The sequence below is a fragment of the Streptomyces sp. NBC_00005 genome, from assembly GCF_045160215.1.
GTDB lineage: Bacteria > Actinomycetota > Actinomycetes > Streptomycetales > Streptomycetaceae > Streptomyces.
This window is the reverse complement of sequence record NZ_CP108316.1, coordinates 4,937,381-4,953,538: the sequence shown is the minus strand read 5'-3', so window position 1 is coordinate 4,953,538 and position 16,158 is coordinate 4,937,381. Positions and strand designations below refer to the sequence as shown.

Below are 16,158 nucleotides of genomic sequence, written 5' to 3'. Positions count from 1 at the left end.
GCACGGAGCCTAGTCGATGACACGTACGAGGCGGAGGAGGCGTGCTAGCTTCCGCGTGCGAGTTGCGTACATGTGTTTCATGTCGTGTTTCAGGGGAATCATCGGGACCCCATGGCACTCGTGGGGGTCCAACGGGGGGAGTTTGTCATGTCTGTTGACCGTGTCGAAGGTGCCGAGAACGCAGCCGAGTCGGAGGCCGTGACCACGGCCGCGGCAAGCGTGCGCTACTACCAGGTCGCCCCCGGCGTCCGCCTCAACGTCCGCAGCGGTCCCGGTACGACGTACAGCATCGTCCGCATCCTGCCGGAGGGCGCCTACGTCCCGATCTTCTGCCAGAAGCCGGGCCAGAGCGTGACGGGCCCGTACGGCACGTCGAAGATCTGGGACAACATCGACAGCGGCCAGTACGTCGCCGACGCCTACGTGAACACCGGCAGCGACGGCTACGTCGCCTCGCGCTGCGCCTGACTCATCGAGCAGGGGAAACCGATGACATCGCGAAGGCGTAGATCCGTCCTGCTCGCCGGTGCTGCCGGAGCCCTCCTCATGGTGGTGGGCTCGGCGGCCACGGCGAACGCGGCATCCGTGCACTACTACGACGTCGCCCCCGGCCTCCGCCTCAATGTCCGCAGCGGTCCGGGCACCCAGTACGGCATCGTCCGCGTCCTGCCCGAGGGCGCGAAGGTCCCGATCTACTGCCAGACGCCGGGTACGACGGTGTCCGGCTACTACGGCACGTCGAACATCTGGGACAACATCGACGACGGCCAGTTCGTCTCGGACACCTACGTGCACACGGGCAGCGACGGCTACGTCGCGTCCCGCTGCGGCTGATCCCGCGGGGAGCCCGCGCCCACCCCGGAGCCATAATCGTCCCGTGAGCGACGAAACCGGCACCCAGGACACCGCGGGCTCCCAGGGCGCCCCCACCGGGCCCCGCCCCGAGCCCCTCCGCTTCTTCGGCACCGCCTGGGTGAACCACGACGACGGCTACACCCTTCGCCGAATCGGAGTGGCGGTCGGCTCCCTCGCGACCGCCGGCGCCTCCTGCCTGGTCCTCCGCTTCGCCTTCCAGGGCCTCCAACTCGCCGACACCGGCGCCTTCGTGAGCGTCCTCGTCGTCGCGATGTTCGCGATCTGCAGCGCCCTCGCCTTCCGCCACACCTGGGACGCCTTCAGCAAGCGCCCCGACCTCGACCGCCAGGCGTCCCTCCGCGGCCTGCTGGCCATCGGCTTCGTCGGCTCCCTCCTCGCGTACTTCTTCCGCTCCCTCACCGAGGCCCCCGGCGAGAAACTCCGCCGCGAGGAATACGAGGAGGCCCTCAAGCAACACGAGAAGCGCACCTCCCGCCGCACCGGCAACCCGCGAAAGAAGCGCCGCCGCTCCTGAACAGCGAAGCCAGCGACTACCGGGGACGCAGGTTGGACGGGGGACGCGGCCCGGTTGCGGGCGAAGCCGGGGGCAGGGGAGACAGCGACGGCGGGCGCAGCCAGGGCGAGGACACAGCGCCGGCCACGGCGGGCGCAGCCAGGGCGAGGACTCAGTGCTGGCCACGGCGGACGCAGCCCGGATAGCGGGCGAAGCCGGGGGCAGGGGATACAGCGACGGTGGGCGCAGCCAAGGCGAGGACACAGCGCCGGCCACGGCGGGCGTAGCCACGGCGGGCGCAGCCAGGGCGAGGACTCAGTGCTGGCCACGGCGGACGCAGCCCGGATAGCGGGCGAAGCCGGGGGCAGGGGAGACAGCGACGGTGGCGGGCGCAGCCAAGGCGAGGACTCGGCGCCGGCCAAGGCGGACGCAGCCTGGATAGCGGGCGTAGCCAAGGGCAGGAGACCCAGCCACGGTGGCGGCCCCAGCCAAGGCACGGACCCACCGCCGGCCACGGACGTAGAAGTCATCGTCCGCAGCGCACAGACCACGGCCGTAGCAGCCACCTACCGCAACACAGCCATCAGCCGCAACGCCCACAACGCCCGCAAAGCCCGCCAAAGGCGCCAGCCCCACCCCCGCCCCCAGACACCCCACCCCCACCGCCACCGGCCGCAAAGATCGCCAAAAACCTACGCTCCCCTCACCCCTCCCCAGTCACCATGGCCGTATGACCGTCGACTCCAACACCACCCGGGCCCACTCCTTCAACGCGGCCGCCGCCCAGTACGCGGCGAACCGCCCCGCCTACCCCCAGGCCCTCTTCGACGCGATCGAGGAGCTCGCCGGCCGACCCCTCGCCGGTGCCCGGGTGGCGGACGTCGGTGCCGGCACCGGCATTGCCACCGCGTTGCTGCACGCCCGCGGTGCCGAGGTGGTCGCGGTAGAGCCGGGGGACGGCATGGCGGCGCAGTTCCGCCGCGCCAACCCCGGCATCCCGATCGTCCGGGGCAACGGCAACTCCCTTCCCCTCGCCACCGCCTCCGCCGACTTCCTCACCTACGCCCAGGCCTGGCACTGGACCGACCCCGTCCACTCGGTCCCGGAGGCCCTGCGGGTGCTGCGTCCGGGCGGGGCGCTCGCGCTGTGGTGGAACACGAGCGCCGTGGACGTCCCGTGGATCGACGAGCAGACGACCCGGATTGCACGCCACTTCGGCACCGAAAGAGTCGTGGACAGGAACGGCAGCGGCATCCGCCCCGCACTCGCCGACCCCACCGGCCGCCTCCACTTCGCCCATCGCAGGGTCCGCTGGAGCCGCAGCGTGCCCGTGGACACGCACCTCGCCAACATCGGCAGCCACTCGATCTTCCTGGTCCACGGCGAGGAAAAGACCGCTGTCTTCCTCGCCGAGGAGCGTGACTACCTGCTCGCCGTCTTCCCGGACGGAATCGTCGAGGAGACCTACGTCGTCGAGTTGCTCGTGGCCGCCAACTCGTGACCCCGCGCGGCGGCCCACCCCTCCAGGGCTGCCGCACACGCGTGGTCCACATGCCGCAGCCCGCCCAACTCCAGCCGCACCTCCCGGTCGTGCGGCAGCGCCTCCAACGCGTCCAGCAGCTTCGGCAGCCGCAGGAACGTCGCATGCCCCAGCACCCGTACGACGATCCCCGCCTCGCCCCGGTCCTCGGTCTCCACATGCACATGGCTGATGTCCCACGCCGTCTTCGCCACGGCCAGTGCCAGCCCCACCAACACCCCCTCCAACAGGTTTCCCACGACGATCGCCCCGGCCGTCACCACCAGCACGACCGCTTCACCCCGAGGCCCCCGCCACAGCGCCCGTAGCTCCCGCACCGGCACGAGCTTGCACCCGGCGTGTGCCAGCAGCGCGGCCAGCGCCGCCACCGGAATCACCCCGAGCACCCCGGGCACGACGACCGTGAACAACAGCAGCCACACCCCGTGCAGCACCCGCGAGGCCTTGGTCCGCGCTCCGGCCTGCACTCCCCCAGAGGGGGTGCCCCCAGCCGCACTTCGCACGATCACCGCGGTCATGGGCAGGGCCCCCAGCACCCCGCACACCGCGTTTCCCGCGCCCTGCGCCATCAGCTCCCGGTCGTAGTCCGTCCGCGATCCCCGGTGCAGCCGGTCCACCGCCGCCGCGCTGAACAACGACTCCGCCGACGCGATCAGCGCGAACGCCACAACGGTCCCGATCACCCCCACTTCCGTAAGCCGCCCGAAGTCCGCCGCCTCCGGCACCCGCACCGCATCGACGAGCCCGCGCACCTCGACCCGCCGCACACCCAGGCCGAACACCCCGGTCACCGCCGACACCACCGCCACCGCCACCAACGGGGCAGGCACCACCCGCGCCCCCCTGCGCCAACGCGGCCACAGCAGCAATACGGCAATGGTGGCACCCGCCACTGACAACGCCCCCGGATCCACCCGCCCGGGCAGCGACACCAGCCCGGCGATCTTCCCGAGCCCACTCGCGGGCGCGGCGGCGTCGCCCAGCGCGTACACCTGCCCGGCGACCAGCACGAGCCCGATCCCGGCGAGCATCCCCTGCACGACGGTCGCGGACACGGCCCGGAACCACCGCCCGAGCCGCAGCGCCCCGAGCCCCAGCTGCACCAGCCCGGCCCCGAACACCAGCACGCCGAGCGCCTCGACGCCGTACGTGTCGACGGCCTGGTACACGAGCACCGTCAGACCCGCCGCCGGCCCGCTCACCTGCAGGCTGCTGCCGGGCAGCGCCCCGGCGACCAGCCCGCCGACAATCCCGGTGACCAGCCCCAGTTCGGCCGGTACTCCGGAGGCAATGGCCACGCCCACACACAGCGGCAGCGCGACGAGGAAGACGACGAGGGAAGCGAACAGATCGGCCTTGCGTACGCGACAGCGCATGACAGCAGCACCTCCGTTGGGGTTACGGGAGATGCGTGGGTGCCGAGCCGGGGGAGGGCACGGCGAAGTGAAATCCATTGTCGGGAACGGGAGTTGGTTCCGCATCCGGTTCGTGTGTCCGCCCGGTGAACGCAGAGGCATGCAAACCGGACCCTCCGCCTCCGATCACGCCGACGCGCGCCTGCGCCCCCGGAAGCGCCCGCCTGACGACGTCACTTGACGGCATCGCACCCCGGGAGGATTATTCATCGCATGATGAATTACACGTCGGATCCGCCCTCCGCTCCGGCCGTCCGAGCCGAAGGCCTCACCGTCGTCCGCGGCCCCCGCACCGTCCTGCGCGGCCTCGACTTCACCGTCCCGCGCGGCCAGATCACCGGCCTCCTCGGCCCCTCGGGCTGCGGCAAGTCGACCCTCATGCGCTCGATCGTCGGCACCCAGGCCAAGGTCACCGGCACCCTGCAGGTCCTGGGCAGCCCGGCCGGCCACCCGGCCCTCCGCACCCGTATCGGCTACGTCACCCAGGCCCCCTCCGTCTACGACGACCTGACGGTCCGCCAGAACCTCGACTACTTCACAGCGATCCTCGCCCCGGGCCGGTCCGCAGCCGACCGGCGCCACGACGTCGACCGCGTCCTCGTGGACGTCGACCTCACGAGCCACGCCGACGCCCTCGCCGGCAACCTCTCCGGCGGCCAGCGCAGCCGCGTCTCCCTGGCGGTCGCCCTCCTCGGCACCCCGGAACTCCTGGTCCTCGACGAACCCACCGTCGGCCTCGACCCGGTCCTCCGCCGCGACCTGTGGAACCTCTTCCACTCCATCGCCGCCGACCGCGGCGCGACCCTCCTCATCTCCTCCCACGTCATGGACGAGGCCGAGCGCTGCCACCGCCTGCTCCTGATGCGCGAGGGCGAGATCCTCGCCGACGACACCCCCGACGCCCTGCGCACCCGCACCGGCTCCGGGACGGTCGAGGCCGCCTTCCTGCACCTGGTCGACGAGGCGACCGCCGCCGCCCGCGAGAAGGAGACCACCCGATGAGTACGACGACGACCACGACCGGTACGACGACGCCACCCGCCTCCACCGGCGCCCTGAACGCCTCCCGCACCACCGCCACCGCGGCCCGGGTCCTGCGCCAGCTCGGCCACGACCCACGCACCATCGCGATGCTGATCCTGATCCCCTGCGTGATGCTGTTCCTGCTGCGCTACGTCTTCGACGGCAGCCCGCGCACCTTCGACAACATCGGCGCATCCCTCCTCGGCATCTTCCCTCTCATCACGATGTTCCTGGTCACGTCGATCGCCACCCTGCGCGAACGCACCTCCGGCACCCTCGAACGTCTCCTCGCCATGCCACTGGGCAAGGGCGACCTGATCGCGGGCTACGCCCTCGCCTTCGGCTTCCTCGCGATCATCCAGTCCGCCCTGGCCACGGGCCTCGCGGTCTGGTTCCTGGGCCTGGACGTCACCGGAAGCCCCTGGCTCCTCCTCCTGGTAGCCCTCCTGGACGCCCTCCTCGGCACGGCCCTCGGCCTCTTCGTCTCGGCCTTCGCGGCGTCCGAGTTCCAGGCGGTCCAGTTCATGCCGGCCGTGATCTTCCCCCAACTCCTCCTCTGCGGCCTCTTCACCCCCCGCTCCAACATGCACCCCGCCCTCGAGGCCATCTCCGACGTCCTCCCCATGTCGTACGCCGTAGACGGCATGAACGAGGTCCTCAAACACACCGACATGACAGCCACCTTCGTACGCGACGCCCTGATCGTCGCCGGCTGCGCCCTACTCGTACTGGGCCTGGGCGCGGCAACACTGCGCCGCAGGACGGCATGACCCTTCTTGCTGCCTGCCGGCATCTACAGTCGTCCATCCTTCAGCCGTCCCGGCGTCTTCCATCCGTCCTGGCACCTTTCTGCCGTCCCGGCGTCTTCCATCCGTCCCGGCATCTCTCTGCCGTCCCGACACCTTTCAGACCGGCTCACCTTCAGATCGGCTCATCCTTCAGACCGGCCGTCACTCTCAGCCGGTCCGGCGTTTGAGGACGAGGCTGTTCAGGCCGATCGGGGTCCGGGGCGGAGCTCGGGGGAGGGGTGCAGGGGACGCCAGTCCCCGCGGGGGTGCAGGGGCGGAGCCCCTGGCGGGGTCGAAGGGGCAGCGCCCCTGGGGACGGGACGGGTAGGGGCGGCGGGGGCGAGAACCCCCGACGGCAACCACCGACCAACATCCCGCCCACCGGACACCCAAGCCACCCACCCATCCCCGGTGCGACGATGGACCCCGGACGACGCACCCCCGGAGGGCACCCCAGCCATGACCCAGAAAGTCGCAGTCCTCGGCACCGGCAAGATCGGCGAAGCCCTGCTCAGCGGAATGATCCGCGGCGGCTGGGCCCCGACAGACCTCCTGGTCACCGCCCGCCGCCCGGAGCGAGCCGAAGAACTCCGCACCCGCTACGGAGTCACCCCGGTCACCAACCCGGAAGCCGCCAAGACCGCCGACACCCTGATCCTCACGGTCAAGCCGCAGGACATGGGCACCCTCCTCGATGAACTCGCCCCCCACGTCCCCACCGACCGCCTGATCATCAGCGGAGCCGCCGGCATCACCACCGCCTCCATCGAGGACCGCCTCGCCACCGGCACCCCGGTCGTCCGCGTCATGACGAACACCCCCGCCCTCGTCGACGAGGCCATGTCCGTCATCTCCGCCGGCACCCACGCCACCGCCGACCACCTCGCCCACGCCGAGGAGATCTTCGGTGCCGTCGGCAAGACGCTCCGCGTCCCCGAGTCCCAGCAGGACGCCTGCACTGCACTCTCCGGATCCGGCCCGGCGTACTTCTTCTACCTGGTCGAAGCCATGACGGACGCCGGCATTCTGCTCGGCCTGCCCCGCGACAAGGCCCACGACCTGATCGTCCAGTCCGCGATCGGCGCCGCGACGATGCTCCGCGACAGCGGCGAACACCCGGTCAAGCTCCGCGAGAACGTCACATCCCCCGCAGGCACGACCATCAACGCCATCCGCGAACTCGAGAACCACGGCGTACGAGCCGCCCTCATCGCCGCCCTCGAAGCCGCCCGCGACCGCAGCCGCGAACTGGCCTCCGGCAACAAGGACTGACGCCCACCGGGGGCGGTCACCCCGCCGCGTCCACGACCTCCTTCGTGGCCACCACCTGCGCGAAGCCGCCCCCGTGCAGCGACACCGCCGACGCCTGCGCGACCTCGTCCGCACTCCGCCGCCAGCCGAACGGCCCCGCCAGATCGAAGGTGTACGTCGCGTCGTACGCGACCACAACGCCGTACCCCAGATTCCCGCCCATCCGAGCCGTCGTCTCCACGCACATGTTGGTTTGGATCCCTGCCAGCACGAACTGCGAGATCCCCTCCGCCTTCAGCCAGGCGGCCAGATCCGGCGTGCCGTAGAAGGCCGAGTTCCTGGTCTTCGTGATCAGCAGCTCAGCCCCACGGGCCCCCTTCCCGCGCCGCCGCTCCACGTACTCCTTGAAAGAGTTCCCCTCGTACCCCGGCCGCAGCGGCGACTGGGGCTTCGGCGAGTCATGCCGTACGAAGACGACCGGCCGCCCTGTCGCCTGCCACACGTCGATGAGGGAAGCGATGTTGTCATCGGCCTCCGGGTTGTTCCGCGGCCCCCAGAAGTCGGCCTCGTCGAAGCCCTTCTGCACGTCCACGACCACCAGCGCTGCGTTCTCTGCGATCTCCATGCCCACGATCCTGCCGCCGGGAGCACGTCCGCCCCAGAGGGCGAAAAGACAGCGATCGATGGTTTACTGCCACCCATGGAGAAAGCCATGGATGATGCCGTGGAGCGCGCGTACCGCGTCGCCCTCGTCGCGTTCCCCGGCATCCGCGCCTTCGACGTCTCCGTCATCACCGAGGTCTGGGGCACCGACCGCACCGATCGCGGCGCCCCCGACTTCGACCTGCGCCGCGTCGCCACCGACACCACCACCCCCATTCCCATGCGTGGCGGCATGGCCCTCCTCCCGGACCGCGCCCTCACCTGGCTGTCCCGCGCCGACCTGATCGTGATCCCCGGCCTCGACGACCACCTCACACCCGCACCCACCCCCGTCCTCGAAGCCCTTCGCCGCGCGCACGCCCGCGGCATCGCCATCGCGGCCCTCTGCGGCGGCGCGTTCACCCTCGCCCAGGCCGGCCTCCTCGACGGCCGCCGCGCCATCACGCACTGGAACCTCATCAGCCTTCTCCGCGCACGCCACCCCCAAGTCACGGTCGTCCCCGACGCCCTCTTCATCGAGGACGACAACATCTGGACGGCGGCCGGCACCGCGGCAGGCATCGACCTCTGCCTCCACCTCGTCCGCCAGGCCCACGGCGCCGAAGCGGCGGCCACCATCGCCCGCTCGATGGTCACCGCGCCCTTCCGCACCGGAACCCAGGCACAGTTCATCGAGCACCCCACCCCTCGCGCGGACCGCGACGCCGACGCCCTCGCCGCCGTACGCGAGCACGCCCTGCGCCACCTCCACGAACCGCTCACGGTCGCCGACCTTGCCGCCCACGCAGGCATGTCCGCGCGCAGCTTCGCCCGCCACTTCACCGCGGAAACCGGCACGACCCCGCTCCGCTGGCTCCTCGACCAGCGCATCGCCGCGGCCCAGAAACTCCTCGAGCGCACCGACCTGCCCATGCCCGAAGTCGCCCGCCGCGCCGGCTTCGGCAGCGAGGTCACGATGCGCCAGCACTTCGCATCACGCCTCGCCACCAGCCCGCGCGCCTACCGAGCCGCGTTCAGCACGACATCCCTGTCGACCGCGCCGGTATCGACCGCCTCCGTATCGGAAGCAGCGGGCAGCAACCCGATCGCGCGATAAGCGGCATCCACGGTCGGCCGGGCCATGGCCCGCGCCTTCTCCGCACCATCCCGCAGCACCCCCTCCACATGGCCAGGATCAGCGCACAGCGCCCTGTGCCTTTCCTGTACGGGCTTGAGGAGCTCGACCACGGCCTCTGCGGTGTCCTTCTTCAAGGACCCGTACGACTCATATACACCGCTCAGCTCCTCGGGGTTCCCACCCGTACAGGCAGCCAGGATCTCCAACAGATTCGCCAGGCCCGGCCGAGCCTCCCGGTCGTACACGACTTCCCGCCCGCTGTCGGTCACGGCCCGCATGACCTTCTTCCGCACCACGTCCGGCTCGTCGAGCAGATAGACGATTCCAGGCCCGGTGTCGTCGCTCTTCCCCATCTTGGACGTCGGATCCTGCAGGTTCATGACCCGCGCGGCCACCGCCGGAAGCGTCGCCTTCGGCACCACGAACGTATGCCCGTACCGTTGGTTGAACCGCACCGCCAGATCCCGCGTCAGCTCCACATGCTGCGCCTGGTCGTGCCCCACCGGCACCTCGTCCGCCCCGTACACCAGGATGTCCGCCGCCATCAGCGCCGGATACGTCAGCAGGGACAGCCGCACACTCCCGCCCCGCTCCCGCTCGCGAGCGGCCTTCTCCTTGTACTGGATCATCCGCCGCATCTCGCCGTCCGTGGCCACGCACTCGAGCACATACGACAGCCGGGTGTGCTCGTCGACGTGACTCTGGACGAACACGGTGCACAGCGCCGGATCCAACCCCGTCGCAAGCAACAGCGTCGCCGCCTGCCGACTGAGTCTGCGTACCCGCGCCGGGTCGTGGTCCACCGTCAGCGCATGCAGATCGACGATGCAGAACAGCGCATCAGCTCGGTGCTGGTCCACCGCGGCCCACTGCCGCATGGCTCCCAGGTAGTTCCCCAGCGTCAGGTGCCCGGTCGGCTTGACCCCACTGAAGACTCGCGTCATCTCTTCTCCACCTCCTGGTCGAGGCCGCCGTCCCGGCCGGCCGACCCTCGGAAGCTCTGGAGGGAGAAACGAGAACGGCCGCCGAGGCGGCGGCCGTTGAACGCATACGTGAGCGCGGCCGCCGTCAGGCGGCCCACCACTGCTGGGTGCGCGTATGCGTAGTCATGGCCCCAAGAGTACGCCTGCCGGGTCCCGTCCGGAGGCAAGTTGACACGCCCAGGTCGGCTACGTAGTGTTCTCCGAGTTGTTCGACGTGAGCGCCGATCTCGGTCGGTCCCCGGACAGCCATTCCGCAAGTACCAACCACTACTCGACGGCCAGTCGAAACTGTCCGGCGTCGCGTCATTGGCATGCGTATTTACGAAATGAGGAATCCACGTTCGAAAGGACGCGGCCCCGATTAGCTCGGGAGCCGGGAATCCGCTAAAGTCTCACTCGTCGGAACGGCCCAACGGCCGGGAAGATAGCCTCGCTGACTGAGGGTCAGGCCCGAAAGGATCTGATAGAGTCGGAGCCGCTGGAAAGGGAAACGCGAAAGCGGGAACCTGGAAAGCACCGAGGAAATCGGATCGGGAAACGGTCTGATAGAGTCGGAAACGCAAGATCGAAGGGAAGCGCCCGGAGGAAAGCCCGAGAGGGTGAGTACAAAGGAAGCGTCCGTTCCTTGAGAACTCAACAGCGTGCCAAAAATCAACGCCAGATATGTTGATACCCCGTCTCCTGCCGGATATCCGGTTGGGGCGAGGTTCCTTTGAAACAAAACACAGCGAGGACGCTGTGAACGACCGCCTTATTCCGGTGGTTGTTCCGCTCTCGTGGTGTCGACCCGATTACGGGTAAACATTCACGGAGAGTTTGATCCTGGCTCAGGACGAACGCTGGCGGCGTGCTTAACACATGCAAGTCGAACGATGAACCACTTCGGTGGGGATTAGTGGCGAACGGGTGAGTAACACGTGGGCAATCTGCCCTTCACTCTGGGACAAGCCCTGGAAACGGGGTCTAATACCGGATAGCACTCCTGCTCGCATGGGTAGGGGTTGAAAGCTCCGGCGGTGAAGGATGAGCCCGCGGCCTATCAGCTTGTTGGTGAGGTAATGGCTCACCAAGGCGACGACGGGTAGCCGGCCTGAGAGGGCGACCGGCCACACTGGGACTGAGACACGGCCCAGACTCCTACGGGAGGCAGCAGTGGGGAATATTGCACAATGGGCGCAAGCCTGATGCAGCGACGCCGCGTGAGGGATGACGGCCTTCGGGTTGTAAACCTCTTTCAGCAGGGAAGAAGCGCAAGTGACGGTACCTGCAGAAGAAGCGCCGGCTAACTACGTGCCAGCAGCCGCGGTAATACGTAGGGCGCAAGCGTTGTCCGGAATTATTGGGCGTAAAGAGCTCGTAGGCGGCTTGTCACGTCGGGTGTGAAAGCCCGGGGCTTAACCCCGGGTCTGCATTCGATACGGGCTAGCTAGAGTGTGGTAGGGGAGATCGGAATTCCTGGTGTAGCGGTGAAATGCGCAGATATCAGGAGGAACACCGGTGGCGAAGGCGGATCTCTGGGCCATTACTGACGCTGAGGAGCGAAAGCGTGGGGAGCGAACAGGATTAGATACCCTGGTAGTCCACGCCGTAAACGGTGGGAACTAGGTGTTGGCGACATTCCACGTCGTCGGTGCCGCAGCTAACGCATTAAGTTCCCCGCCTGGGGAGTACGGCCGCAAGGCTAAAACTCAAAGGAATTGACGGGGGCCCGCACAAGCAGCGGAGCATGTGGCTTAATTCGACGCAACGCGAAGAACCTTACCAAGGCTTGACATACACCGGAAAGCATTAGAGATAGTGCCCCCCTTGTGGTCGGTGTACAGGTGGTGCATGGCTGTCGTCAGCTCGTGTCGTGAGATGTTGGGTTAAGTCCCGCAACGAGCGCAACCCTTGTTCTGTGTTGCCAGCATGCCCTTCGGGGTGATGGGGACTCACAGGAGACCGCCGGGGTCAACTCGGAGGAAGGTGGGGACGACGTCAAGTCATCATGCCCCTTATGTCTTGGGCTGCACACGTGCTACAATGGCCGGTACAATGAGCTGCGATACCGTGAGGTGGAGCGAATCTCAAAAAGCCGGTCTCAGTTCGGATTGGGGTCTGCAACTCGACCCCATGAAGTCGGAGTTGCTAGTAATCGCAGATCAGCATTGCTGCGGTGAATACGTTCCCGGGCCTTGTACACACCGCCCGTCACGTCACGAAAGTCGGTAACACCCGAAGCCGGTGGCCCAACCCCCTTGTGGGGAGGGAGCTGTCGAAGGTGGGACTGGCGATTGGGACGAAGTCGTAACAAGGTAGCCGTACCGGAAGGTGCGGCTGGATCACCTCCTTTCTAAGGAGCACTTCTTACCGATCCCCACGGGGTGAGGTCAGAGGCCAGTACATCGGCGTACGTCCGATGCTGGTTGCTCATGGGTGGAACGTTGATTATTCGGCCTGGGTCTCGGGTCGGAGGCTTGCAAGTACTGCTCTTCGGAGCGTGGAACGCATGATCTCCGGGCGGACACGGGCCGGGCACGCTGTTGGGTGTCTGAGGGTTCGGCCGGTTTTCGGCTGCCTTCAGTGCCGGCCCCAGTGAACTCGCCCTTCAGGGTGGGGTGATGGGTGGCTGGTCGTTGTTTGAGAACTGCACAGTGGACGCGAGCATCTGTGGCCAAGTTTTTAAGGGCGCACGGTGGATGCCTTGGCACCAGGAACCGATGAAGGACGTGGGAGGCCACGATAGGCCCCGGGGAGTCGTCAACCAGGCTTTGATCCGGGGGTGTCCGAATGGGGAAACCCGGCAGTCGTCATGGGCTGTCACCCTTGCCTGAACACATAGGGCAAGTGGAGGGAACGCGGGGAAGTGAAACATCTCAGTACCCGCAGGAAGAGAAAACAACCGTGATTCCGGGAGTAGTGGCGAGCGAAACCGGATGAGGCCAAACCGTATACGTGTGAGACCCGGCAGGGGTTGCGTGTGCGGGGTTGTGGGATCTCTCTTTTACGGTCTGCCGGCCGTGAGACGAGTCAGAAACCGTTGATGTAGGCGAAGGACATGCGAAAGGTCCGGCGTAGAGGGTAAGACCCCCGTAGTCGAAACGTCAACGGCTCGTTTGAGAGACACCCAAGTAGCACGGGGCCCGAGAAATCCCGTGTGAATCTGGCGGGACCACCCGCTAAGCCTAAATATTCCCTGGTGACCGATAGCGGATAGTACCGTGAGGGAATGGTGAAAAGTACCGCGGGAGCGGAGTGAAATAGTACCTGAAACCGTGTGCCTACAAGCCGTGGGAGCGTCGGGCAAGCACTTGTGCTTGCCTCGTGACTGCGTGCCTTTTGAAGAATGAGCCTGCGAGTTTGCGGTGTGTTGCGAGGTTAACCCGGGTGGGGTAGCCGTAGCGAAAGCGAGTCCGAATAGGGCGTTTTTAGTAGCACGCTCAAGACCCGAAGCGGAGTGATCTAGCCATGGGCAGGTTGAAGCGGAGGTAAGACTTCGTGGAGGACCGAACCCACCAGGGTTGAAAACCTGGGGGATGACCTGTGGTTAGGGGTGAAAGGCCAATCAAACTCCGTGATAGCTGGTTCTCCCCGAAATGCATTTAGGTGCAGCGTCGTGTGTTTCTTGCCGGAGGTAGAGCACTGGATAGGCGATGGGCCCTACCGGGTTACTGACCTTAGCCAAACTCCGAATGCCGGTAAGTGAGAGCGCGGCAGTGAGACTGTGGGGGATAAGCTCCATGGTCGAGAGGGAAACAGCCCAGAGCATCGACTAAGGCCCCTAAGCGTACGCTAAGTGGGAAAGGATGTGGAGTCGCAGAGACAACCAGGAGGTTGGCTTAGAAGCAGCCACCCTTGAAAGAGTGCGTAATAGCTCACTGGTCTAGTGATTCCGCGCCGACAATGTAGCGGGGCTCAAGCGTACCGCCGAAGTCGTGTCATTGCGATATATACCCCCAACGGGGATCGTGATGGGTAGGGGAGCGTCGTGTGCCGGGTGAAGCCGCGCCGGAAGGCAGTGGTGGACGGTTCACGAGTGAGAATGCAGGCATGAGTAGCGATTCACACGTGAGAAACGTGTGCGCCGATTGACTAAGGGTTCCTGGGTCAAGCTGATCTGCCCAGGGTAAGTCGGGACCTAAGGCGAGGCCGACAGGCGTAGTCGATGGATAACCGGTTGATATTCCGGTACCCGCTGTGAAGCGTCAAACACCGAACCTATTGATGCTAAGGCCGTGAAGCCGTTCCGGACCCTTCGGGGAAAGGAAAGTGGTGGAGCCGCCGGACCAAGGTGGTAGTAGGTGAGTGATGGGGTGACGCAGGAAGGTAGTCCAGCCCGGGCGGTGGTTGTCCCGGGGTAAGGGTGTAGGACGTCAGGTAGGCAAATCCGCCTGACACATAGTCTGAGACCTGATGCCGAGCCGATTGTGGTGAAGTGGATGATCCTATGCTGTCGAGAAAAGCCTCTAGCGAGTTTTATGGCGGCCCGTACCCTAAACCGACTCAGGTGGTCAGGTAGAGAATACCGAGGCGTTCGGGTGAACTATGGTTAAGGAACTCGGCAAAATGCCCCCGTAACTTCGGGAGAAGGGGGGCCATCACCGGTGATCCGATTTACTCGGTGAGCTGGGGGTGGCCGCAGAGACCAGCGAGAAGCGACTGTTTACTAAAAACACAGGTCCGTGCGAAGCCGTAAGGCGATGTATACGGACTGACGCCTGCCCGGTGCTGGAACGTTAAGGGGACCGGTTAGTGCGCTTTCGGGCGTGCGAAGCTGAGAACTTAAGCGCCAGTAAACGGCGGTGGTAACTATAACCATCCTAAGGTAGCGAAATTCCTTGTCGGGTAAGTTCCGACCTGCACGAATGGCGTAACGACTTCTCGACTGTCTCAACCATAGGCCCGGTGAAATTGCACTACGAGTAAAGATGCTCGTTTCGCGCAGCAGGACGGAAAGACCCCGGGACCTTTACTACAGTTTGATATTGGTGTTCGGTTCGGCTTGTGTAGGATAGCTGGGAGACTTTGAACTCCGGACGCCAGTTCGGGGGGAGTCGTCGTTGAAATACCAGTCTGGTCGTGCTGGATGTCTAACCTGGGTCCGTGATCCGGATCAGGGACAGTGTCTGATGGGTAGTTTAACTGGGGCGGTTGCCTCCTAAAGAGTAACGGAGGCGCCCAAAGGTTCCCTCAGCCTGGTTGGCAATCAGGTGTTGAGTGTAAGTGCACAAGGGAGCTTGACTGTGAGACCGACGGGTCGAGCAGGGACGAAAGTCGGGACTAGTGATCCGGCGGTGGCTTGTGGAAGCGCCGTCGCTCAACGGATAAAAGGTACCCCGGGGATAACAGGCTGATCTTCCCCAAGAGTCCATATCGACGGGATGGTTTGGCACCTCGATGTCGGCTCGTCGCATCCTGGGGCTGGAGTCGGTCCCAAGGGTTGGGCTGTTCGCCCATTAAAGCGGTACGCGAGCTGGGTTTAGAACGTCGTGAGACAGTTCGGTCCCTATCCGCTGCGCGCGCAGGAATATTGAGAAGGGCTGTCCCTAGTACGAGAGGACCGGGACGGACGAACCTCTGGTGTGCCAGTTGTTCTGCCAAGGGCATGGCTGGTTGGCTACGTTCGGGAGGGATAACCGCTGAAAGCATCTAAGCGGGAAGCCTGCTTCGAGATGAGTATTCCCACCCACTTGATGGGGTAAGGCTCCCAGTAGACGACTGGGTTGATAGGCCAGATCTGGAAGGCGGGTAACCGCTGGAGGTGACTGGTACTAATAGGCCGAGGGCTTGTCCTCAGTTGCTCGCGTCCACTGTGTTGGTTCTGAAACCACGAACAGCCCCACGTTTCACAGAGCGTGGTGTGGCATGGTTCGACAGTTTCATAGTGTTTCGGTGGTTATAGCGTGAGGGAAACGCCCGGTTACATTCCGAACCCGGAAGCTAAGCCTTACAGCGCCGATGGTACTGCAGGGGGGACCCTGTGGGAGAGTAGGACGCCGCCGAACAATCATTGCAAAAACCCCCGTACCT

The 16,158-nt window shown here is 66.0% G+C and carries 11 protein-coding genes and 3 rRNA genes; 11 read left to right on the top strand and 3 right to left on the bottom strand.

The window, feature by feature from the left end; translation table 11 throughout:
* Positions 1–147 precede the first annotated feature (147 nt).
* The 4 genes from OG303_RS22725 (at position 148) to OG303_RS22710 (ending at position 2,870) form a co-directional block, all read left to right on the top strand.
* Complete coding sequence (locus tag OG303_RS22725) at positions 148–468, top strand: SH3 domain-containing protein (protein WP_405870440.1); 321 nt, start codon at positions 148–150, stop codon at positions 466–468.
* 21 nt (positions 469–489) lie between these two features.
* On the top strand, positions 490–834 hold the full coding sequence (locus tag OG303_RS22720; RefSeq protein ID WP_405870439.1) for an SH3 domain-containing protein: 345 nt from the start codon (positions 490–492) through the stop codon (positions 832–834).
* 43 nt (positions 835–877) lie between these two features.
* Complete coding sequence (locus OG303_RS22715; RefSeq protein ID WP_405870438.1) at positions 878–1,390, top strand: EamA/RhaT family transporter; 513 nt, start codon at positions 878–880, stop codon at positions 1,388–1,390.
* Between the two features lie 709 nt (positions 1,391–2,099).
* A complete protein-coding gene (locus OG303_RS22710; RefSeq protein WP_405870437.1) occupies positions 2,100–2,870 on the top strand; it encodes a class I SAM-dependent methyltransferase in 771 nt (256 codons plus the stop codon).
* Here OG303_RS22710 and OG303_RS22705 read toward each other — a convergent pair.
* The gene (locus OG303_RS22705; protein WP_405870436.1) at positions 2,834–4,285 is read right to left on the bottom strand and encodes a SulP family inorganic anion transporter; all 1,452 of its coding nucleotides are present in this window, start codon (positions 4,283–4,285) and stop codon (positions 2,834–2,836) included. The two genes, OG303_RS22710 and OG303_RS22705, sit on opposite strands and share 37 nt — an antisense overlap.
* Before the next feature lie 252 nt (positions 4,286–4,537).
* Between OG303_RS22705 and OG303_RS22700 the strand changes: the two genes are divergently transcribed.
* From OG303_RS22700 to proC, 3 genes are all read left to right on the top strand, one after another.
* Positions 4,538–5,326 (top strand): ABC transporter ATP-binding protein, encoded by a 789-nt coding sequence (locus OG303_RS22700; RefSeq protein ID WP_405870435.1) that lies wholly within the window; start codon positions 4,538–4,540, stop codon positions 5,324–5,326.
* The gene (locus OG303_RS22695) at positions 5,323–6,117 is read left to right on the top strand and encodes an ABC transporter permease (protein ID WP_405870434.1); all 795 of its coding nucleotides are present in this window, start codon (positions 5,323–5,325) and stop codon (positions 6,115–6,117) included. The genes OG303_RS22700 and OG303_RS22695 overlap by 4 nt, the downstream gene beginning before the upstream one ends.
* Positions 6,118–6,594: 477 nt before the next feature.
* Complete coding sequence (proC, locus tag OG303_RS22690; RefSeq protein ID WP_405870433.1) at positions 6,595–7,407, top strand: pyrroline-5-carboxylate reductase; 813 nt, start codon at positions 6,595–6,597, stop codon at positions 7,405–7,407.
* A gap of 16 nt (positions 7,408–7,423) precedes the next feature.
* Here proC and OG303_RS22685 read toward each other — a convergent pair whose 3' ends face one another.
* Positions 7,424–8,011, bottom strand: a complete 588-nt coding sequence (locus tag OG303_RS22685) for a cysteine hydrolase family protein (protein ID WP_405870432.1) — start codon at positions 8,009–8,011, stop codon at positions 7,424–7,426.
* A gap of 87 nt (positions 8,012–8,098) precedes the next feature.
* On the opposite strand from OG303_RS22685, the gene OG303_RS22680 reads away from it, so the two are divergent.
* Positions 8,099–9,145: a GlxA family transcriptional regulator gene (locus tag OG303_RS22680; RefSeq protein WP_405870431.1), complete on the top strand. Its 1,047-nt coding sequence runs from the start codon at positions 8,099–8,101 to the stop codon at positions 9,143–9,145.
* On the opposite strand, the gene trpS is transcribed toward OG303_RS22680, so the two are convergent.
* Positions 9,049–10,110 (bottom strand): tryptophan--tRNA ligase, encoded by a 1,062-nt coding sequence (gene trpS, locus OG303_RS22675; RefSeq protein ID WP_405870430.1) that lies wholly within the window; start codon positions 10,108–10,110, stop codon positions 9,049–9,051. The genes OG303_RS22680 and trpS overlap by 97 nt on opposite strands.
* An 843-nt stretch (positions 10,111–10,953) precedes the next feature.
* On the opposite strand from trpS, the gene OG303_RS22670 reads away from it, so the two are divergent.
* The 3 genes from OG303_RS22670 to rrf all read left to right on the top strand — a co-directional run bounded on the left by OG303_RS22670 (position 10,954) and on the right by rrf (position 16,133).
* Positions 10,954–12,481 (top strand): 16S ribosomal RNA (locus OG303_RS22670).
* Positions 12,482–12,800: 319 nt separating this feature from the next.
* Positions 12,801–15,923 (top strand): 23S ribosomal RNA (locus OG303_RS22665).
* Positions 15,924–16,016: 93 nt separating this feature from the next.
* Positions 16,017–16,133 (top strand): 5S ribosomal RNA (rrf, locus tag OG303_RS22660).
* Together the 16S, 23S and 5S rRNA genes form the textbook arrangement of a ribosomal RNA operon.
* The last annotated feature ends 25 nt before the right edge of the window (positions 16,134–16,158 follow it).